This window comes from Methanobacterium sp., from assembly GCA_012838205.1.
In the GTDB taxonomy this organism is placed as follows: Archaea; Methanobacteriota; Methanobacteria; order Methanobacteriales; family Methanobacteriaceae; genus Methanobacterium.
On the sequence record DUPR01000062.1, the window covers coordinates 1 to 21,513 of the forward strand.

General features: G+C 36.1%; 20 protein-coding genes and 2 tRNA genes. 5 read left to right on the top strand and 17 right to left on the bottom strand.

Translation table 11 applies throughout. The annotated features are described in order from the left end of the window. Complete coding sequence (locus GXZ72_08575; GenBank protein HHT19598.1) at positions 1 to 1,233, bottom strand: proteasome-activating nucleotidase; 1,233 nt, start codon at positions 1,231 to 1,233, stop codon at positions 1 to 3. A gap of 141 nt (positions 1,234 to 1,374) precedes the next feature. Between GXZ72_08575 and GXZ72_08580 the strand changes: the two genes are divergently transcribed. Beyond that, entirely contained in the window at positions 1,375 to 1,854 is a 480-nt protein-coding gene (locus tag GXZ72_08580) for a TIGR00270 family protein (protein ID HHT19599.1), read from the top strand. Positions 1,855 to 1,912: 58 nt separating this feature from the next. On the opposite strand, the gene GXZ72_08585 is transcribed toward GXZ72_08580, so the two are convergent. From GXZ72_08585 to nikR, 10 genes are all read right to left on the bottom strand, one after another. Next, a complete protein-coding gene (locus GXZ72_08585) occupies positions 1,913 to 2,263 on the bottom strand; it encodes a DUF356 domain-containing protein (protein HHT19600.1) in 351 nt (116 codons plus the stop codon). A gap of 8 nt (positions 2,264 to 2,271) precedes the next feature. Next, positions 2,272 to 3,540: a hypothetical protein gene (locus tag GXZ72_08590; protein ID HHT19601.1), complete on the bottom strand. Its 1,269-nt coding sequence runs from the start codon at positions 3,538 to 3,540 to the stop codon at positions 2,272 to 2,274. Between the two features lie 19 nt (positions 3,541 to 3,559). Continuing rightward, positions 3,560 to 3,991, bottom strand: coding sequence for a hypothetical protein (locus GXZ72_08595; protein HHT19602.1), 432 nt, complete (start codon positions 3,989 to 3,991; stop codon positions 3,560 to 3,562). A gap of 31 nt (positions 3,992 to 4,022) precedes the next feature. Then, positions 4,023 to 5,567 (bottom strand): Mur ligase, encoded by a 1,545-nt coding sequence (locus GXZ72_08600; GenBank protein ID HHT19603.1) that lies wholly within the window; start codon positions 5,565 to 5,567, stop codon positions 4,023 to 4,025. Positions 5,568 to 6,049: 482 nt separating this feature from the next. Next, positions 6,050 to 7,465, bottom strand: coding sequence for a Mur ligase family protein (locus tag GXZ72_08605; GenBank protein ID HHT19604.1), 1,416 nt, complete (start codon positions 7,463 to 7,465; stop codon positions 6,050 to 6,052). Positions 7,466 to 7,484: 19 nt separating this feature from the next. Continuing rightward, on the bottom strand, positions 7,485 to 8,561 hold the full coding sequence (locus GXZ72_08610) for a phospho-N-acetylmuramoyl-pentapeptide-transferase (protein ID HHT19605.1): 1,077 nt from the start codon (positions 8,559 to 8,561) through the stop codon (positions 7,485 to 7,487). Positions 8,562 to 8,812: 251 nt separating this feature from the next. Beyond that, positions 8,813 to 9,961, bottom strand: coding sequence for an ATP-grasp domain-containing protein (locus GXZ72_08615; protein HHT19606.1), 1,149 nt, complete (start codon positions 9,959 to 9,961; stop codon positions 8,813 to 8,815). 302 nt (positions 9,962 to 10,263) lie between these two features. Further along, positions 10,264 to 10,728 (bottom strand): hydrogenase maturation peptidase HycI, encoded by a 465-nt coding sequence (gene hycI, locus GXZ72_08620; GenBank protein HHT19607.1) that lies wholly within the window; start codon positions 10,726 to 10,728, stop codon positions 10,264 to 10,266. Beyond that, entirely contained in the window at positions 10,712 to 11,482 is a 771-nt protein-coding gene (locus tag GXZ72_08625; GenBank protein HHT19608.1) for a methyltransferase domain-containing protein, read from the bottom strand. Before GXZ72_08625 ends, hycI begins: the two co-directional genes overlap by 17 nt. Before the next feature lie 27 nt (positions 11,483 to 11,509). After that, positions 11,510 to 11,926, bottom strand: coding sequence for a nickel-responsive transcriptional regulator NikR (gene nikR, locus GXZ72_08630; protein ID HHT19609.1), 417 nt, complete (start codon positions 11,924 to 11,926; stop codon positions 11,510 to 11,512). A gap of 379 nt (positions 11,927 to 12,305) precedes the next feature. Between nikR and GXZ72_08635 the strand changes: the two genes are divergently transcribed. Continuing rightward, positions 12,306 to 12,707: a CBS domain-containing protein gene (locus tag GXZ72_08635; GenBank protein HHT19610.1), complete on the top strand. Its 402-nt coding sequence runs from the start codon at positions 12,306 to 12,308 to the stop codon at positions 12,705 to 12,707. 163 nt (positions 12,708 to 12,870) lie between these two features. Here GXZ72_08635 and GXZ72_08640 read toward each other — a convergent pair. Next, a tRNA-Gly gene (locus GXZ72_08640) sits at positions 12,871 to 12,944 on the bottom strand. A 2-nt stretch (positions 12,945 to 12,946) separates the two neighbouring features. Beyond that, a tRNA-Gly gene (locus GXZ72_08645) sits at positions 12,947 to 13,020 on the bottom strand. A 243-nt stretch (positions 13,021 to 13,263) separates the two neighbouring features. Here GXZ72_08645 and GXZ72_08650 point away from each other — a divergent pair. Next, positions 13,264 to 13,911: a TrkA family potassium uptake protein gene (locus GXZ72_08650; GenBank protein HHT19611.1), complete on the top strand. Its 648-nt coding sequence runs from the start codon at positions 13,264 to 13,266 to the stop codon at positions 13,909 to 13,911. Positions 13,912 to 14,046: 135 nt separating this feature from the next. On the opposite strand, the gene cobQ is transcribed toward GXZ72_08650, so the two are convergent. After that, a complete protein-coding gene (cobQ, locus tag GXZ72_08655; protein HHT19612.1) occupies positions 14,047 to 15,579 on the bottom strand; it encodes a cobyric acid synthase CobQ in 1,533 nt (510 codons plus the stop codon). Positions 15,580 to 15,880: 301 nt separating this feature from the next. Between cobQ and lonB the strand changes: the two genes are divergently transcribed. Beyond that, complete coding sequence (lonB, locus tag GXZ72_08660; protein HHT19613.1) at positions 15,881 to 17,788, top strand: ATP-dependent protease LonB; 1,908 nt, start codon at positions 15,881 to 15,883, stop codon at positions 17,786 to 17,788. 304 nt (positions 17,789 to 18,092) lie between these two features. After that, on the top strand, positions 18,093 to 19,676 hold the full coding sequence (locus GXZ72_08665; protein HHT19614.1) for a DEAD/DEAH box helicase: 1,584 nt from the start codon (positions 18,093 to 18,095) through the stop codon (positions 19,674 to 19,676). Positions 19,677 to 19,838: 162 nt separating this feature from the next. Here GXZ72_08665 and GXZ72_08670 read toward each other — a convergent pair whose 3' ends face one another. The 3 genes from GXZ72_08670 to GXZ72_08680 all read right to left on the bottom strand — a co-directional run bounded on the left by GXZ72_08670 (position 19,839) and on the right by GXZ72_08680 (position 21,490). Further along, positions 19,839 to 20,210: a DUF5518 domain-containing protein gene (locus GXZ72_08670; GenBank protein HHT19615.1), complete on the bottom strand. Its 372-nt coding sequence runs from the start codon at positions 20,208 to 20,210 to the stop codon at positions 19,839 to 19,841. Beyond that, positions 20,104 to 20,544: a DUF5518 domain-containing protein gene (locus GXZ72_08675; protein HHT19616.1), complete on the bottom strand. Its 441-nt coding sequence runs from the start codon at positions 20,542 to 20,544 to the stop codon at positions 20,104 to 20,106. The genes GXZ72_08670 and GXZ72_08675 overlap by 107 nt, the downstream gene beginning before the upstream one ends. A gap of 79 nt (positions 20,545 to 20,623) precedes the next feature. Beyond that, positions 20,624 to 21,490: a ribose-phosphate diphosphokinase gene (locus tag GXZ72_08680; GenBank protein ID HHT19617.1), complete on the bottom strand. Its 867-nt coding sequence runs from the start codon at positions 21,488 to 21,490 to the stop codon at positions 20,624 to 20,626. Positions 21,491 to 21,513: the final 23 nt, after the last annotated feature.

Genomic DNA, 21,513 nt, shown 5'->3' on the forward strand with positions numbered 1-21,513 from the left:
CTATCCGTACATTACTCCAGCTTCTTTTCGTATTTCATCGTCGCGTTCCATGCCTATTATTTTATCAACAGCATCTAGGAAGTCATTCATATTCACAACGGGTCTTTCTTCCCTTATTGCGAACATACCCGCTTCTGTACAGATTGCTTTTAGATCAGCTCCGGAAGCACCTTCACTTAGGCTGGAAACAAGATCGATGTCGAAATCTTCATCAAGAGTCATATTTTTGGTGTGGATCTTGAGAATCTCTTTTCTACCATCTTCATTAGGAATTGATACTTCGATAAATCGGTCGAATCGTCCAGGTCGCAGTAATGCCGGATCCAAGATATCCGGCCGGTTGGTGGCGGCCACTATTCCCACATTTCCTCTTCCTTCAAACCCATCCATTTCTGCTAATAATTGCATGAGTGTTCTTTGAACTTCACGGTCACCGCTGGTAGAACTTTTCAGCCTCTTGGCGGCAATGGCGTCGATCTCATCGATGAAAATTATACTGGGGGCTTTTTCTTTAGCTAATTCGAAAACTCCTCGAACAAGTCTGGCTCCCTCTCCAATATATTTTTTAACGAATTCAGAGGCTACAATCTTAATAAATGTAGCATTTGTTTCGTGGGCCACTGCTTTGGCCAGTAAGGTTTTACCGGTACCAGGAGGTCCGTAAAGAAGAACTCCCTTTGGTGGTTCGATACCTATATCTGTGAATAAATCTGGTTTTTTAAGTGGGAGCTCGACAGTCTCTTTAATCTCCACTATTTGTTCTTCGAGTCCGCCTATTTGCGCGTAACTTACATCTGGTTTCTCTTCAACTTCCATACCAGTTACAAGGGGGTCCTTTTCGGATGGTAAAACACTGACTATGCTGAATGTCTGCTGGTTTAGAGCCACTCTAGCTCCAGGTTCCAGTGAATTTTCGTCTAAGAAACGGGAATAACCAATTACAAAGTGGGGTCCGGTACTGCTTTTCACCACTACCTTGCCTTCATCTAAAACTTCAGTTACAGTAGCAATTACTAGTGGTGGTGATCTGAACCTTTCAATTTCCCCCCGGAGGGATTTAACTTCACGGTCCAATCTCATCTTCTCATTTTCAATTAGAAGTTTGTCTTTTTCCAGTTTTCTGACCTTCCACATTAAATTCCTTTTGGTTTTGGCATTATCCTCTTTAAGGATTTTAATCTCCTTTTTAAGGTCTTCTATTTTTTTTAAGATATTTTGTGATGTTTTTTCCATCTTCCAAGTTCACTCCTCATAGATTTGTGGAGAAAAATAATATCCGCTTTTTTTGATATTATTTGTTGCATTTATTGTCTTTAATAATATTTAAGTATTGAGGTGTCTAAGTATATACCAACTAAAACTAAAGGGATCAGCATGAGATGCGAGATATGCGGAAAAAAGGTTATTGGAAAACCAGTAAGAACAAAAATTGAAAATTCTATCATGTCAACATGTAATGAATGTTCTAAATTCGGCACAATACAACGAGAACCTCCAAAACCCAATCGAGGCCCAGCTAGCCGGGTTTCTGCGGGCCGAAGACGAACATTCAGATCTCAGGAGCCAACCCACGAAGTTATTGAAGACTATCATAAGGTCATCAGGGATGCTCGGGAAAAAAAAGGTTGGTCCAGGGAAGATCTGGGTGAACATATATACGAAAAAGTTTCGGTTATCAACCGTCTGGAATCAGGAAAAATGGTTCCAGATCTGAAACTAGCAAGGAAGCTCGAAAAAAGTTTAAAGATTACCCTACTGGAAAAAACAGAAGAAGCACAACTCGACGAATCAAATTCTTTAAATAGGCGAAAAGCCACAATTGGTGATATTGTACGGATAAAAAAGGTTAAATAAATCCTATCCTTGGTTTTTTTAAAATAGGGACTTAATTAAATGTTAAGTTATTTTTTTACTATTTTTTAGCAGAGTAATATCCCTTTAGTGATGGTAAATTACTATAAATTTTTTTTAGCTCTCCCCACTGGGGATATTCTTTACTAATAACCATTAAGTGTGCAGGGGGATGTATATTCCTTATTTGGAGAATACTGTGGGTTGTATCCTCTTTAACTGAAACAAGAACAGCATTTTTTGATTTAGATCTCAACTTATCCTTGATGATTTCTTGTGCAAATTCATCGGCTATTCCAGAATCCATAATTCTTGGTTTACCAGTTATCTTAAGTTTTGCGTGCCTTTCGATGTCTGCCAAGCTGTTAAGAATTTTTGCCTGGCTTTCAGCACGAATTAATATTAATGCCATGAGATTGATTACCGCCTGTTTTTATTGAATGAACTAAATAGCGTGCTCCGGAATAATACCAAAATTATTAGTATTAATCCAATAGCAGTTTGAATACTTCCAATAATATCCAATATTGATGAACTAATCGGCAAATTCCATGAAGGAGATGATCGATGGTTAGGGAGTGGGTTGAAATAAATTCCAACTGAACGGGTGCTTTCAACTATGTTTATATCCTTAGGTTCAATGTAATTAACACCAAGGAGATAACTGTTGTCTATAGCTTTGTTAATATCGCTTGCTATTGTGGCAGCATTATATCCTTTTTGCTTAACAGAGTATTGAACAATTTCTTTTGTAGTTCCACTGACGCCTGCATTGTCAGTCCCGTATATGTAAACGTTGGTACTGTTCTTGGTGACAGTAATACTACTTGCCAAGAGATCATATGCGTAAATAGTTTTTAAGGCGGTTCCATCGTAAGGACAAGTATGATAGTTTTCTCCTGAGGGGAATGAAACACTCCAGCCGCATTCAGGGCATGCTTTAGAATATGGCTCGTCCATGGGGTAACCAGTTGTGTTTAATTTTGAAGGTGTAAACATATCACCAGTTGTTAATGATGATACTAAGTTATTTCCTCCTCCTCCATATTTTTCCCCGGCATTTTTGGCTACCATTTCAAAAGATGCTCCCAAAATCTCAGTAGCAGGGTATCCGTCTCGAATCATTTTACCAATCATTATAGCAGTATCCCTTCGCACAGTTGCGGCTGATCCGTATAATGGGTTTCCATGCGTGTTACGCAAGTGTATTATTGCTCCTTTTTTACCAGGAGGTAGCGAAGCTAATCCTCCTGATGCAGGAGTGGCAGTTATAGTGCCATCATCATCAACAGTCACCACGTATACATCGAATGATCCTCCCACAGCTGCGCCGATAGTGGGGCCTCCGCACATAATTCTGATTCCTGGGAAATTACTAGCGGCACTGGCGGCATTTGAGGCGCTCTCACCATTGTTAAGTCTTTTGATTGTTTCAACAATGGCACCTAGTCGGGGGGTTTGGTTACCTTCACCACCGGAAAGAACAGTAAAGTGATGTTCTTTGGACATAATGAATGTGGATTGAAACATGTTTTCTGCAAATGACATGCTACCTCCTGCGGCTCCATTAGGATCTTTCCCTGTAGGGTCAGTTATGATGATTATGTTACAAGTGGCTGCTGAGGTGTTAACCACCAGTATCAGTACCAGTAGAAGCAACCCAATCTTGGGTAAATGTTTTTTTATCATTTGCATCACCAATTCATGTTTATCTATTTGGTTTCACTTCAACTGTAGAAAAGTCTTCTATAACGTTAACGGTTAATATGCCTGTTTCTTTGTTCAATTTAACATCAACAGCTTTAATAGGCATTACACTAGTTCCGGGAATAGTTGAAAGCTTAGCTGCCTCACGTGCGTTGTTCAGTGCTTCATTCATAGGAACGTTTCTTTTGGTAGTAACGAGGGTGTCCCCCTGAATGTAACTACCGGTTCTGAAACCGACATTGTTAATGTTGACCCTTATGGAGTCGGTGGGAACGACGTCGTTTCCTTTAATTATTACACCAGCTATTGGTATTCCATGTTCTGTTTCAGTAGATGAAGCATATGACATGTAAGACATCAGTCTGCCTGATGTTATAAGAATGAAAGCCAGCATTAGAATGATCAGGGTATCTCTTCTTACTTTAATGAACATTTCTCTCACCAAATTTTTATAGCTTTTATAATCAATTTAAATCTGCTAATAATTTAATCTTATCTTTAAATTTGACTGCAGCTTCACCAATACATATCACTGCATCCGAATCACATTCTAATCCTTTTTTAACTCCTTCGATTACTTGTTCTTCAGTGGCGCCTAATGTTCCGTTGCGAAATTTGTCCGGTGCTTTATCAGTTAGTTTGATCTTTCCTGATGAAATATATTTTCCTGCTGCTTGCCTAGAGTCATAGGAGGCAGGTATTATAAAATCAGCATTATATATTGCTTTTTCCATAATATCCAAATTCCCGGTAGTTCCAGATTCTGAAGAGATACTTATAACCACTGTTAATTTTTTATAGGTCTTATTCAGCTCTCTTAACACGGTTTCAACACCTGATGGGTTGTGTGCGTAATCAACGATTAAATCAACCTTTTTGCCACGATGAATATATTCAAGACGTCCTGGAACACCTTTAAAATTTTTAAGATATTTTTTAATATCTTGTAGTGGTATTTTCAATAGTTCATGTGCTGTGGCAATTGCTCCCAGGGCATTATAAACATTATGAAGTCCTTTTATGCCCATTTCCATTTCAATCACTTCATTAGGGGTTTGAAGTAAGAATGTATTTCCTTTGATATTTTTGGCCAAGTAATCCGGGGTGGGTCGTTTCAAACCACACTGACACTCATAGTACCCTACTCCTGAGAGTGTTTCACTTATTTTAATTTCCTTTTTGCACCAACAAAGTTTTTTACTTTCTTCTTGAGGGTCATGGTCCACTCCAAAAGTCACGACTCTACCATCATACTTTAATTCTGTGAAGAGTCCCCAGATAGTCGGATCATCACTATTAACCACTAACATTTTTCTTTGAAGCTCTTCTAAGAGTTCACCTTTTATACAAGCGTAATGCAAGAAATTGTGATCATCATTCAAATGGTCTGGGTTTATGTTGGTTATAACACCACAAGAAGGATGACATCTTTGGAGAGTGAATTTCAAGTCACCTTTTTTTCCTTCAGTGCCTGTTTCCAGCACTGCAACATCTCCACTGAGTCTGCACTGTAATGGGGGAATGTAGTCAACATTACCTTGCAATGAGTTGAATCCATGTTCGGTGGGCTTCAAACCAGCCATATAACAGAAATGTTTCAGAAGGGTGGTTGTAGTTGTTTTGCCATTGGTTCCACTAATGCAGATAACTGGTTTGTCTGGTTTGATTTTTTCTAGGAGATCGTCTACTCCCATTAGCTGAGCATCACTATCAATTATCTTCTGAAACAATTTTGAAGTTTTTGACAAGCTTGGAGGGGGAAGTATGTAATTGGAAGAAGTAAAAAACGATTCAGGGTGTGCTGATAGATATATAGGGGTGTCGTATCCTTCAAGAGTGTAAAGAAAGGGACAGTTATCCGAATCTTGGAGATCAGTGCATATTACATTGAAGTTGTGATCCATAAGAACCCTGGCTGCCAAATTTCCCACCACTCCACAAATTCCGATTACACCATAAGTTTCGGGTTTTTTAGGAATTCTTTCCATTTGCAGTGAATTCTTTTTCATTTGGGCGCTCATTTTATTTGACACCGTTTTTTTTTAAATTAAGTTATTCTTGAAACAGTACTGATAGGGTATAAACTATTTTTAAAGTTCCTGAATCTAATTATGAATTATTAAACGTTATAAATAATTTTTTCTGAAGTTCAAAGATTTTTTTCAACTGATTGTTTAGGATTAGTAGGATAATAATATTTGGTCTTTAGTTTTTTTTAGAATCAATAATCATTTATGCATGTCACAAGATTCGATTTTATATAGTATAATTGATATGGTAATCACAGTAAGTTTTCAAAGTTTAATCTCTCAAGTAGGCATGCCGGATGAAACACATACATTATAACATAGTTATTGGAATGAACAAATTTAAAAAATACCACTTGAAAAATAATATTACTATTTGTGATTAAATCATAAGTCATGCTTGTTTATGGAATCTGATGATTTATAAAGTAGGGTTATTGTTCATTATGAATTATATGCCCTTATTATATGAATTTGATTTGTTTTAAAACATCTAAAGCAGGATCCATGCCTTGTGCACCGATTAATAATATGGTATCATCATTTTTGGCCATTTTCAAAACATTTTGCAGTGCTTTGGTTAGTGTGTTATAATGGGAGTATTTGATCCCTTCCTTTTGAAGTTCCTCTATAAAAATTTTTTTTTCAGACGGTTTTACTCGGTTGGCATTATCCACCACATCTTCGCTACTGGTTAAAATTAAGTTATAATCAATCTTTTTGATTGAATTAGCAACAGCTTGGGCATTTAACTTATTCAGTGAGCTTCCTCTAGATCCTCTAATAGCACATACAATATGAAATTTTCCTGAAACCAGTTCTGTTGTACTTTTTATAGTAGCTGCAATACCTTCTGGATTATGGGCAAAATCATCAATAATGAGCGGGTTATGATTAAGTACAGTGAATCTACGTTTTAATGGTTGATAAGATTCAACAGCTCTTTTAATTATATTCAAATTAATTTTTAATGCAATACTTGTACTAACTGCTGCCAAAGTGTTTTGGATGAAATGAGAGCTTTTAAATGGGAGATCATTTAGGGGGATGATTAGTTTTTCTTTATAGAAAATCCCATTTTTTCTAAATTCAACACTTGTTCCGGACCCATAGAATCTTACCTCGGCATTTGGAACAAGATTTTCCATTTTGCGTATTAATGGATCGTCATGATTCAAAATTACTTGTTTGCCCTGAAATCCTCTAAGAGAACTTGAAATCTCTTTGGAAACATCTTCAATGGTGTTTACCAAGCCAACATGATCTAGTGCCACGTTAGTTAGCACAACTATGTGGGGTTTAATGGCGCTAGTCATAAGGAAGGCATGATCAGCCATATTCCGATCCTCCCACCCTTGAACTTCGGAAACTTCCAAAACCAGGGCGTCCAATTCTCCCTGAAATTCAGCTATTTGCTTGGCTACCATGGGATCAATTAGTGTGTTAAACTCTGATTCAGAATCAGTGTTTGTATGGGCAGTGTATCCTGCTTCTAGGAGGATTTTATGGATCATATGGGTAGTAGTTGATTTTCCATTTGTACCGGTTACCACAATTCTCAATGTGTTTGGAGCAAAATTTTCAATGGCCCAATCAATAGCAAAAGCATTCACTAACTCAATTTTTTCAGCTAAAATTAGGGGTAAACCGAGTTTTCTAGCAAGTTCAACAGAATTTCCACGGGCATCTTGGGTCACTAAACATGAGGCACCTTTATCAGATGCCATTTGCACACCAATCTCATCAATCCAGTGTCTTACCACGACATCGCCTTTTCCTGCATCTTTAAGAATGTTAAAAATTCCAGTAATGATTCTGTCATCACCAATCAATTTTCCTTTAGATTTGTGGGCCAGATAGGAGGTGTTAAGATGTTTCATTATGGTTTTTCCTGGATTATTAGAATACAAATTGGTAAATTAAGATGGCTAACAAACAAATTACTAGAGTGATTGACCAGTAAAGGGCAACTATTTTTTTCTCAGAAAGTCCATTGTAATGTAAAGTATGATGTAATGGTTCAACTGGTAGTTTTATTAAATTAACCCGGTGCATAAGACTAACCACTACTGAAAAAATGGGGATAGAAAGAGCAATTACTGCAAAGTAAATTATGTCTCCCAAAAAACCTGCAGTTATATATCCTGCACCTAAAGCGAAAGCACCCGTGTCTCCCATAATTATACTTGCAGGGTAACGATTAAATACTAAAAAACCGAGTGAAACTGCGGTTAACATTGTAAAGGGGAGGGTTGCATTAAAGTTTCCGTTGATCATTGAAAAAACCGCACACGAAGCAGATGCAATGGTTAATATTCCAGCTGCCAATCCATCCATCCCGTCAATAAGATTCACTGAATTGATAGAACCTATCACTCCAAATATGATCACTGGAATAATTAAAATTCCCGCTTCAAATCCTAAAACATTAGTACTAACTCCTGCTGTGAATACAAGGAATATTCCAAGTACAATCTGAGCTATAATTTTGTCTCGTTCTTTTACTTCACTTTTAATAGGGGTTTCACCAATTATATTAATTTTTCCTTGTTTCAATAATTCTGGTAAATCACTTTTAGCCTTTTCAGTTGCCACTCTAGCTTCTTCCCCTGGTTTCAGAGTTAAACGTCCAATAGATACATGTTCTGAGCTAATGTTACGTGCTACTTTCTGCACTTCTTTGATCTTTAATCCTAACAAATCATCTAGTAAACCCACAAGGCCTGAGCTTAACATAATCAGTACGGTTAGTAACAAGTTTTTTTGGTTGCAATATACTGAAGCAGCCAGTGCTGCTCCCAGTAGAATAGCCAGACCACCCATGGTGGGAGTGCCTGCTTTATGTTTATGTTCAGTTACAATGGGGCTGTCAGTTATATCGGCATCTAGCAATATTTTTCGAACAAAGTATGTGAATAAAATTGTTGCTAAAAAAGTTATAATGAATGCTAAAATCAGATTATTTGTGTTAATCAATTTACCACCTAATAATAAACATTTTGACCTAATAAAACACTTGGGTTAATATAAATAATTAATTCTATAATTTAAATGACCTAGTTCGCTTATTCTTATGTATAATTAGCATAATATTTATAAATTTTACATGGCTTTTTTTTATATATTAGAAGTTTTTATGTGTTTTTCATTAAATTACGTACTTTTATTTTTTCAGATAACTTGTTAAGTGATTGTCCTCTAATTATTTTTATTAATCATGTTTAGTTTTAATTTCTGATTTTTCCCAGATCCAAATTGAGTTGGGCAGCTATTTTATGAGCGTTTTTTTCATTTTTTCCCCTAATGGTTATTCTCTGGTGATTGTCAGGTCCGTGGATAATCCAACTATTATCTCCGTGAAATTCTCGAAAACGGTAATTATTTTTGTCACTGACATAATCACCTACTGGTATTTCAAGTGCATAATATTTTTTTATTCTTTTTGAAACGTTTTTAACATTCCATGATCCAGTGGCCATATCCACCATTTCATGTAATGGATTAATATCCGAAGCAGCGGCTGTCAAATAACGGGTGCCACTAATTCTAGTGTTTATCTCTAACACATAAGTATTTTTGTCATATTTATCAAATATCAAATCCAAATCTGCGGTTCCTTCAATATTCAGGAGATTAGCAATCTTTAAAGCAATGTTTCGAATTTTTTGACTGTAATAATCGATTTTTGATTCTGCAATGGTATTATCAATCTGAAAAGGGGCTTTTTTCAATTTTTTTAGTGGATGAATGCAGTCAAGGGTTGTTTTCCCTTTAGAAACAGGAACCAGGGGCAATGAATTATTTTTCCAGCGTAATATTTCTATTGATATTTCAATGCCGTCTATAAAACGTTCGACAAGAGCAGTATCATATTCTTCCAAATAACAACACAAATCTTCTAGGGATAAGGCTATTTTAATATTTTTACCACCTTGTCCACAAGATTGTTTAAGAACCAGCGGATATTTTTTTGTTCCCATCTTTGTGCAAGAATGTATTAGTTCGTGTTCAGGTGTTTTAATGTTATTTTTTAGGAGGAATTCTTTGGTTTTAACTTTGTCTCCTGCAATTGAAACTGCTTTCAGGGGTGATGCAACAACTGGCAAACCATAATCTGTTTCTAATTCTTCTTTAAGTAAAGCCACTTCCTTTAATGGTTCATCAATCCCGATGAGAGGCACTATTCCATCAACATCTTCTTTAATTGCAATGTCTTTTGGATGTTCCATTCCTCTAGGCACAAGGTGGTAAGAATCTGCTAAATCTAAATTTTGAGCTTGAGGATTTGATTCTGTCAAAACAGTGGTTATGCCCATTTTTTTGGTATAGACAGCAACATCGTCAAATAGACGAGCTCCTATGAATAGTAATTTCATGTTTAATCCTTTAATTTTTTAATAATGGTTTTTTTCTTAGAATAACTGATGAAGGGTAATTAGATTTATTCTCACTTTTTTTAAATAGAAAATTATTAGTAAATTTAGTCTAGGGCTTGCATTTATTATTAATGATTGTTGTATTTGATTATCCTAAATTTTTTATATACTATAATTGTGGATTTTAAAAAATTTGGAGTACATCTAACAAATAGTTCACCTTTAACTGTTTGTACACTGGGTTTATATTAAATTAATTTTAGAAACAGTCAACTAATGATTTTTAAAACTTTCCATTACTCCTATTGTAAAAGGTTTGTAAATAATTTTAAAAGCATTTCTATGCTGTTTTCAATTTCCACTGACATTTTATTCACTAAAATTGTAGTTTTTGGTTGTATTCCCACAATAATCAGTTCTGCAGGGCATGTTGATTTTAAATATTTGATTAAAAAAGAAAGAGGCATGGCATGGGTGGAAATATTGTAGTTTGCTATTTGTTTTCTGGAGATTAACTCAATTTGCCCTGGTTTTTTGTTCATGTCCACGGCATCAACTAAAATTATATGGCTGGGGCGTTCTTTTCTTATAGCTCCTGTAAAGTTTTCAGGCACAGTTTTCCCATCAAAGACTGTTATTTTTTCATTTTCAGTGAATATTTTTGCTAGTTTCTGGGCTAAAACTGTTCCTACAGCATCATCTCCTCTCATATCATTCCCAATGCCAAGTATTACTACTTTTTGATGTTCTTTAAGAAATTCTTTCAACTGATGCTTTAAGAGTATTTAATCCACCGCCCATGGTATATTTTAGGTTTACAAAAATGTTTTCATCCTTTTTCATATTTAACTGGTTGGTTGGAATTAGAAGAGGAGGGTTAAGCATGGGTGTTGTGCCACAGATAAGTTGGGGAGTTAAAAGGGTGAAAGTGGTGATTCTTATGCCGGATACTATCCCATCTTTGTTTATGGGAACATTGATCTTGTATTCAACTTTTTCTTTGATATATTTCTTAAAATCAATTTTATCATATATAAAAAGTTTACTTCTTAATTCTTTCGGCGATATGTTCCCTTCTTGATAAATGGGGTGGCTATTTTTGAGATGAACTGCTTCTAATCCATTAAACACGCCACAAGGAATAATATCTCCACTGTTTTTAAGATATTTTCGGACAGCATTTAAGACCGGAACTTGTTCTTCGTCAATAAGAGCAGTGTCTACCATTTCACAGATTATTAGGTCGGCCTTTTCATTAAAATTAATATTTTTTGCATCGTTTATTTGCAGAAAAACATTTTCAAAGGACTTAAGATTTTTTTGGGCAAATTTAGCTGTACGATGGTCTTTTTCAACTGCATACACAAAACTAGCTAAAGGGGCGGCCCATGAGCTAAAAACTCCGGAACCAGTCCCCAAATCATAGATGATACCTCTTGATTTTTCTTTTATGGCTTCATAAAATGCTGTCAGTCTTTGGGTATCAGATAGCAAGTTTTGATGATAGTACGGGATTTTCATCCTAGTATTTTGTTAAAATACGCATTTTTATTTCATCTCAGTTTGGCTACTGGCAGTGCTGGTTAATTTGACGTGTTCAACGCCTTTAAGCCTCATTATCTTTTCAGTCAGACTTCTGATGTATTTTACGTCCCCTTTAACTACTATTACTTCTAAACAGTATTTTTCTGTCATATGGACGTGCATAACTGCGTTAATGTATTCTCGGAAGTCGTGCTGGATGTCGGTAAGGTCTTCCATGACTCCAGTGTAGTGGTGGTCGTATATTACAGCAATAATTCCTATACGATCACCTTCCATTTCTTTCATCCATTGGTAACGGACAATATAATCTTTAAGTGCGTCTCTAATACCTTTAGACCTTGATTGGTATCCCCTGTCTTTTAATACTTCGTCGAATTCATTTAACAGTTTTTTTGGCAGTGACATGCTTATTCTCATCAAGTTATTCCCTCCATTTGTTCTTTAATATATTATTACAGTTTTATAGTATTTAAATGTTGCAGATAAAATTGAATATTGTTAATGAACAACAATTTTTAAACATAAAATATTAACAATTTTTGAATTAATATAAAAATCTTGATATATAAACCTTGGTATGATCTTTTTTAAGAGTTCTTATGGCGTTTTTATTAGTTTTAAAACATTTTTAGAAGTTTTTGAAAACTATTATAATCATTTATAAAATATTGATAAAAAACCGCCATTCATATCGTTTGCTTGAAAATTAAAAATATGTTTAAAACTAAAATTATACTTATGATGTGATTACATAAATAACAACAATGTACTTTAATTATGATCTTATTAAGGTGAAAAGATGAGAGTTAAAGAGGCCATGAACAATAATGTTATAACCATTACTTCAAATACTCGCCCAGCAGACGCCTTTCAAAAGATGTACAAAGAGGGAGTCAGAAGGCTTTTTGTAATGGACGAGGGGGGAGAACCTTTAGGTGTTGTTTCCTATTCGGATCTCATAGGAGTTCTTGGAACCATTAAACCGTCTGCAAAAGATGCAGTTTCCCTCCAAATAACTGACATAATGTCCAAAGAAGTAATGACTATCTCTGCTGATGATAGGATTGAAGATGCTGCTAATCTTATGTTAAGGGCCGATATTTCTGGTTTATTAGTTTTAGCAGATGATAAACCAGTTGGGGTTATCACAAAGACTGATATATGTCGAATGGTCGCAGCGGAACTATTGGTGCCTGTTTAAAACCTAAACAAGATTAGTTATCCTAAATAGATTATTTTTTTCAACTTTTATAATGACCTAAACCGAATAAAAAGTATTGTTTAGTATTTTTTAACATGTTATTTTTAAGATAAGTAATCTGCACTACTTAATTCCATGTAAAAATAAATATGATGTAGAATTATGCGGCTGCCGGGATTTGAACCCGGGTCGTAGGCTTGGAAGGCCCAAGTCCTAACCAGACTAGACTACAGCCGCGATGCGGCGTCCGGGATTTGAACCCGGGTCACTGACGTGGCAGGCCAGAGTCTTAACCAGGCTGGACTAACGCCGCATACCGTGATTTTTCTGTTCATCTTATTTATATTTTTAGGTTTGATGATTGAAATTAGTTCATTTAAAAAGAGCATTTAAAAAGAAAGGACTTATGGAACTTTTCTCCCACAAACTTTATATTATAGATATTATCAATCAATAAAAATTATGTAAAAAATGCCAAAATATTGGTTATCATTGCTTTAAATTTTATTAAAATGAATGAAAAATAGTTTTATCAAAAATTTGTACTGGTGTGGAAATGCATGTTGTAATAATGGGTGCTGGAAGAGTCGGTTTAACACTGGCTAATTATTTGGTGGTGTCTGGAAATGACGTAACTCTCATCGAGTGCAGCAAAGGGCTATGCGGCACTGCAGCAGCAGATTTAGATGCTTTGGTCATTTGTGGAAATGGTACTGATGTTAAAACCCTAGAAGAGGCTAACATCTCGGATGCTGATGTTTTTGTTGCTGCAACTGGTTGTGATGAGGCTAATTTGCTTTCATGCATCTTGGTAAAGGAATATGATGTGCCTAAGATCATTGCTAGACTTAGCAACCCTGATCATGAAGAAGCTTTTAAAAAAGTTGGGATTCATGATGTTATCAGCCCAGAACTTACAGCTGCCGGGTACCTTGAAAAACTTATAAACAGGCCTAAAATAGCTGATTTAATGGTGGTAGGCAAGGGAAATGCAGAGCTTTTGGATATAACCATCCAGAATTCAAGAGTTGTTGGGAAGTGTGTTGGTGATCTAAGTCCTACTGATGACTACATCATAGCAGCGATATATCAAAACGGTGAAATGCACATCCCCCATGATAATTGGGTTTTGGAAAAAAATGAAAAGATATCAGTTCTGGTTAAAACCAGCGCAGTTAAGAAAGTAACCTCTGTTTTTATTTGATGAACATTTTTAAACAAAAATTCAGTTTAATAAAATCATAATAACCTTAAGTAGAGTTCTCTACTATTTCATTCCAATATTTCCTATTCCAATATTTCCTAAGAAAAAGAGGAATATGCATTATATTGTATATTCTTAGATATCAAAATGAATAACTTCTTCTAGAAGCTGCATATCAAGATTATTTTCCACCAAGTCTGATAATCGTTGAATAGAAAACTTTTTTAACTCTGCAAATTCATCATGGTCATATCCTAATGTTTCAAGACCAGAAGCCTTCCTTAAATAATCAGTGAATGCTCTGCGGAAAACAAAATTATGAAAAATTCCATGGAAATAAGTACCTACAGTTAAACCTTCCTGAGCACCGTCAAAACCTGATTCAGGATAGTTCCCACAACCTTTCATAACTTTCAGAAATGGTTTTGATTTTCCCAATTGGGAAACGCCTTCGTGTAGTTCATAACCCTCCACTAATTCACCTTTAATGTCTTTAAATATTCCATTCCCAATAAGAGTGCCCTGACTCTGGTTAATGACCTTGTCAAATTCTCCAAAGCTGGTTTTCATATCCAAAATTCCCATGCCATCTATACTACCAATATTTGATTCTTTAAGGGATTTGTCAATGATCTTTTTTCCAAGCATTTGATACCCCCCACAAATTCCAATAACTGGTATTTCCTTGGCAAGTTCTTGTATTTCTTCATTAAAACCAACTTTTTCTAGGGCTGCCATGTCACTAATGCTGTTGCGAGTTCCAGGGATTATAAGCGCATCTATATTTCCAATTTCATCCCCGATTTCAATTAGTTTCACACCCACATTTTTTTCAAATTCCAAGGGGTCAATATCTGTGAAATTGGAAATACGTGGCAGCCTCATCACTCCCACCTCAATTTCACCCTTCCCACGATATTTACGTTCGGAAAGTGAAGCTGAATCTTCTTCAGGAAGTTTCAGACCAGGGTCATATGGCAAAACACCTAACACTGGCACCCCAATGATTTCTTCAATCTGTCGGATTCCAGGCATTAAAATATCAAGATTTCCCCGGAATTTGTTTATAATAACACCTTTAATTCTTTGCCTGTCTATTGATGGTAATAACTGAAAAGTGCCTGCAATTGAGGCAAATACTCCACCTTTGTCAATGTCAGCCACTAAAAGCACGTCAGCATCAGCCAAACGTGCGATCTGCATGTTGGCTAGATCCACGTCTAACATGTTTATTTCAGCAGGTGATCCGGCTCCTTCCATTACTATAATGTCATAATCTTTTTTTAGAGAGTCTAAAGATTTTTTTATGGCATTAAGCGCATTTTTCCGGAACTTATGTTGATAATCATAAAAATTCATATCCCCCTCAGGTTTCCCATGTACTATGACTTGTGAAGTGAAGTCTTCTTTAGGTTTGAGGAGAACAGGATTCATATGATGATGGGGTTCAACCCCAGCAGCTTCAGCTTGAAGCACTTGTGCTATGGCGATTTCCCTGTTTTCTTTGGTGGTGAACGAGTTGAGAGACATGTTTTGAGATTTAAAGGGAGCAACTCTAAATCCTCTTTGGGAGAATATCCTGCACAGAGCAGCTACTAATACACTTTTCCCGGCATTGGAAGCAGTTCCCTGGATCATGATACATTTTGTTTTCTCGGAAGGCACCATTTTATTCACATTTTTTTCATATTATTTTTCCTAGAGAGTAAACCATATGGAATTCATCCACAATATTAAACTAAGTTTATTTATATAGGAATTGTACAGCTAGTAATAAACATTTATTAATTAAAAACTATTGTTGATAACAAATATGTCAACACTACTCCTCACATTATTGATTTAGTAATTAATAAATTTGAGAAGCAAATGTTCATATACATGTTTTACCATAGTTATTAGAGTATATCCTATTATAAAAACCCGTTGATTTTTAATAAATCTAAAATTATGGAGGTTAAAAAAGCCTATGGCAAATAATAACCCAAATTCTGAGGTTTCCCCTAGTGAAACACCTAAAATTCACAGTTACAAAACTTCAGGAGATATTGAAGTTCCAGAAAAAATAATTGATCAGATAATTGGTCAAAAAGAAGCAGTGGAAACTGTTAAAAAAGCAGCTAAACAACGCCGTAACGTTCTTTTAATTGGAGAACCTGGTGTTGGAAAATCAATGCTGGCTAAGGGAATGGCTGAATTACTTCCCCCAGAGGAACTCCAAGACATATTAGTGTATCCCAATATGGAAGACAATCACAATCCCCTTATTGGAGTGATGCCTGCTGGAGAAGGGAAAAATGTAGTAACTAATTACAAAATTAAGGCTAAAGGGCAAGAAGAACGTAAAAACATGTTCATGATTGCCATAATCATCTTGATACTGATAATTGGTTTTATGATGAAACAATACTTGGCAGCTATCATTGCAGCAGGAATAGTCTTACTGGTTCTAATGCAAATGAAACCCCGCAGCACGGTAATGGTTCCGAAACTTCTGATTAATAATGACCGGAAGAATATGGCCCCATTTATCGATGCAACCGGTGCTCATGCTGGGGCTCTGTTAGGAGATGTGAGGCACGACCCTTACCAGTCGGGTGGGCTAGGAACTCCAGCACACGAACGAGTGGAACCAGGTATGATACACCGAGCCAACAAGGGAGTCCTTTATATTGACGAAGTTGGGTCTTTGAAGATGAAAACCCAACAAGAACTTTTAACAGCCATGCAAGAGAAGAAATACCAGATAACTGGTCAAAGTGAAACCAGTAGTGGAGCTATGGTTCGTTCTCAGGAAGTTCCTTGTGATTTTGTCTTAGTAGCTTCCGGAAACTTACACGTCCTTGAGGGAATGCACATTGCACTTCGAAGTAGGATTAGAGGTTATGGTTATGAAGTTTACATGAAAGACACCATGAAAGACACTCCCGAAAACAGGGACAAATTGGTACAATTTGTGGCTCAAGAAGTTAAAAAAGACGGCCGCATTCCTCACTTCAGCCGAAAAGCCGTTGGTGAGATCATTCACGAAGCTCAGCGCAGAGCTGGTAAAAAAGAGTCACTTACCCTTAAATTAAGGGACCTCGGTGGTTTGGTAAGAGCAGCTGGTGACATAGCAAAAGGCGAAAAAGCTGATGAAGTTACAGTTGAACATGTCTTAAGTGCTAAAAAACTCGCCAGAACCCTAGAACAACAAATAGCAGACCGTTACATAGTCCAGAAAAAACGTTATCGGGTCTTCAAATCTGAAGGTGGTGAAGTTGGAAAAGTTAATGGACTAGCTATAATTGGTGATCGTAGTGGTATTATAATGCCAATTGCAGCCGAAGCAGCACCAGCCCAGAGTAAAGATGAAGGCAAAATAATTGCAACTGGAAAACTCGGAGAAATTGCCAAAGAAGCAGTTCAGAATGTGAGTGCACTAATTAAAAAACATACTGGAACCGACATATCCAATTACGACATTCACATTCAGTTCATGCAATCATACGAAGGTGTTGAAGGAGACAGTGCCAGTGTATCTGTGGCCACTGCAGTAGTATCTGCTCTGGAAAACATACCTGTTGATCAATCTGTGGCTTTAACTGGTTCTTTGAGTATTCGAGGGGATGTACTCCCTGTAGGCGGAGTCACTGGAAAGATTGAAGCAGCAGCAGAGTCAGGACTGCGCAAAGTCTTAATACCCAAATCAAATATGGATGATGTCTTAATTGAGGATCATTACCGAAAGATGATTGAAATCGTACCGGTAGAAACTCTGAGTGATGTTCTAGAACATGCACTTGTCGGAAAGGGTAAAAAAAGCCTCTTGGATAAGATGCAGAAGATCACAGATATCGTACCAAAGGGAATACTACAAAAACCTGCAACCCATTAATTTTTTTGGGTTATTTTTATTTTTATTTAAATTTTTTCAAGATGACATTCTCACCTTTTTTTAACACACCCCCTAGGTGATTTTTCAATTTTTTAAAAAAAGAATTTAAAATGTTTAAACCATTACTTTAAAAGTCTTGAACTACTTACAATAAATAGAAAATAAGTAAATTTTGGATTTTTGATTATCTCTGCTATTTTTTAGAATTCTATTCTTAGCGTTATAATTGGATTGGGCCTGATTTTACTTACTATTTATCTATGCAAATTAGTGTATAATTCTAATTGAAAATAAGGAAGATACCATGGAAAATTTATTATTTGAAGATTTAAAATTATCCCGTGAAATGAAACATGCCATTAGAGACATGGGATTCGAAGAAGCAACACCAATTCAATCACTTGCCTTACCACATATATTAGAAGGGAAGGATGTTATTGGACAAGCACAAACAGGAACTGGAAAAACAGCTGCATTTGGCATACCTGTTTTAGAAAGACTTGACACATCTAATAGGAGTGTTCAAGCAGTTATTCTCTGCCCCACCCGAGAACTCGCCATTCAAGTAGCAGAAGAAATCAAAAAATTATCTAAGTACCAAAAAACATCAGTGTTACCAGTTTATGGCGGACAACCAATCGAAAGACAGATCAAAGCACTGAAAAGGGGAGTGCAGATAATTATTGGCACTCCTGGACGGGTAATGGATCATATTCACCGACGAACTCTCAAAATGGATCAAGTGAAGATGATAATCTTAGATGAAGCAGATGAAATGTTAGATATGGGTTTCAGAGAAGATATAGAATTTGTCCTGGAAAAAATACCAGACCAAAGGCAGATGCTTTTGTTTTCTGCAACAATGTCTCCAATAATATTGGGGTTAACTCGGAAATACCAAAACAATCCGGAAATGTTGAAAGTAACCCATCAGGAACTTACAGTTCCGGAAATACGTCAAGTATACTTCGAAGTCCGGGAACAAATGAAGTTAGATCTATTAACCCGTCTAATAGACATGCACAATCTAAAGCTTGCACTCGTGTTCTGCAATACAAAACGTAGAGTGGATCGTCTAGTAAGCCACTTACAAACTAGAGGTTATTTTGCAGATGGACTTCATGGTGATATGAGTCAGAATCAACGTGACCGGGTTATGGCTAAGTTCAGAAAGGGACAAATTGAAATTTTGGTTGCTACTGATGTTGCAGCCCGAGGAATAGATGTGGATGATGTAGAAGCAGTGTTTAATTATGATGTGCCAAACAATGAAGAATATTATGTTCATCGGATAGGTAGGACTGGCCGCGCTGGCAAAACCGGACAAGCCTTCACATTTGTGTCTGGAAAGGAAATATATCAGTTAAGGGATATTCAAAGGTATACCAAGGTCAGGATAGAACAAAAGAAAATCCCCTCCCTTCATGAAGTTGAAGAGGTAAAAAGAGATCTTTTCATGGAGCAGTTGAAAAAAGAAATGAATACTAGCGATTTACAAAAGGAAATTCATTTAGTAGAAAGATTAATGGAAGAAGACTACAGTTCATTAGAAATTGCCGCTGCTCTGCTTAAATTATACAATGGTTCTAAAGATGATGCACTGCAAATATCAGGTTCTGACTTCAAAGACACTGGTGCTCAGCCTGGAATGGTTCGATTTTTCATAAATGTAGGTAGAAAACAGAAAATAAAGGCAAAAGATATAGTAAAGGCCATAAGGGAGGTTTCAGGTCTTTCTTCCACCAGTATAGGTCGTATTGATGTTTTGGATAAGTTCTCCTTCGTTGAATTACCTGAAAAAAATGCACTGGAAATAAGTGAAGCTCTTAAAAGAAAAGGAATAAAAGGGTTAAGAGTAAATCTGGAACCTGCCCATAAAAAGATGTAAAATCCAAAAAAAATCTTTTCTTTTAGAAAATTGTGATTATCCGAGGACATATGGTAAAAAATGGGCTTTCATGTATTCACCATTCAAAATAATGTGTTTATTCAGATAATTGCGTTGGTTCATTTTTTTTATTTCGAATAATTTTATTTTTCCTTGGAGAAGTTATTCTTTCATATTTTTTTCATTATCTTGGCGATTACTTTTAGCTAAAACTCCGATTAAACCGCCAATACTTCCTGCTATCCCACTAATGACAAAGCTGATAATAGAATTTTCAACAAGTAGTATAAAATTTCCAGGGGTTGAAATTATTGCTGCTAAAAGAGATCCTAAACCTCCTGCAAGACCTCCATTAATAGCACCATCTTTAAACGTGCCTCCGGCCCAGTATGCTGCGATTAAACCACCTATTATAGGTGCGAAGATACTAATAAATGTGGCCACTGCCATATCTACTGATTTGAAAAGAAGACCAACTATTTCTAAGACAATTGTCACCACAAAACCAATAGCCACTGTAGTCCAGTTTACCATAACATTCCCCCTTTACAAAGTCATTTTTTTTAATTATGATTCCAACACTTCCACCAATAATTCCTAATATAAGGCCAATAATGGACCCTAAGGCAACTCCACCGATAATAGCAGTGAATGCTCCTAACAGAACACCACCCAAGATAGCACCGCCAAACAAGCCTGCCATCCCGCCAGTAACTGCACCATCTTTATAATCCCCACCAGCCATAAATGCTGTGATAAGACCACCAACTATTGGAGCTATAATTCCTAAAAATGGTATAAATATACCTAAAAAACCGATAATAACTGTTATTAAAATTCCAATAATAACTGGATTCCAATCTGACAATTATCTCATTTGAAAAATTTTAATCTAATATTTCTATTTTTTCCATTTTTTATAGAGTATATCAGTCATCCCTCGAAGTTTAAGAACTTTTTTTTAAGGCATCGGCAACTAAATTAGCCACTGAAACAGCACTTATTTCTGATTTAAGGGTATCAGTGCCTACAACATCATCTGCTCCGGCTGTATAAATCTTTAAAAGTGCGTCCTCAACCAACACGGGATGCACACAACTTACCATAATCCTGTTAGCACCAAGCTCTTTTAGAATATTACAAGCATTGACAATGGTTCCTCCAGTGCTGATAATATCATCAATAATAACCACATCCCTACCATCTACATCAAGATTCTTGGTCTTTGTCTGCACATTATCAGGAGATAAACGTATTTTTTCCAGATAATCAGATTCACAGTTCAATATTTTCGATATTTCGTTTGCAAAACTCATAGCACCATTATCTGGGGCTAAAATTAGTGGATTATCAATATTATCACCTATAAAATTAGCAATAGCAGGCATAGCAGACAAATTATATGCGGGGATATTAAAAAGATTACATATGCTTTCTTCATGGAGGTTGATACTGTACACTTCACTAGCTCCTGATTGTTGTATTAAATGAGATACAACCTCAGCAGAAATAGCTTCCCCATGATTAAAACTTTTTTCCTGTCTACCGTAACCAAAATAAGGTATTACGGTTCTGATTTTTTTAACACCCATTCTACGTATTGTTTTCAAGATTAAAAACAGTTCCATTAGATTTTCGTCCTGAGGATAACCTGTGGATTGTACTACCACAACTCCCTCATCAACATCACCATTTATCCTAATGTAGCGTTCTCCATCAGGAAATTTTCTAGTTTCCAGGGGACAAAGTATGTCGTCCATTTCCCTGGCAATGTTGGCTGCGAGTTTCTGGGAAGAAGATCCGCCTATTATCATAAAAATCACCATATAATTATTTA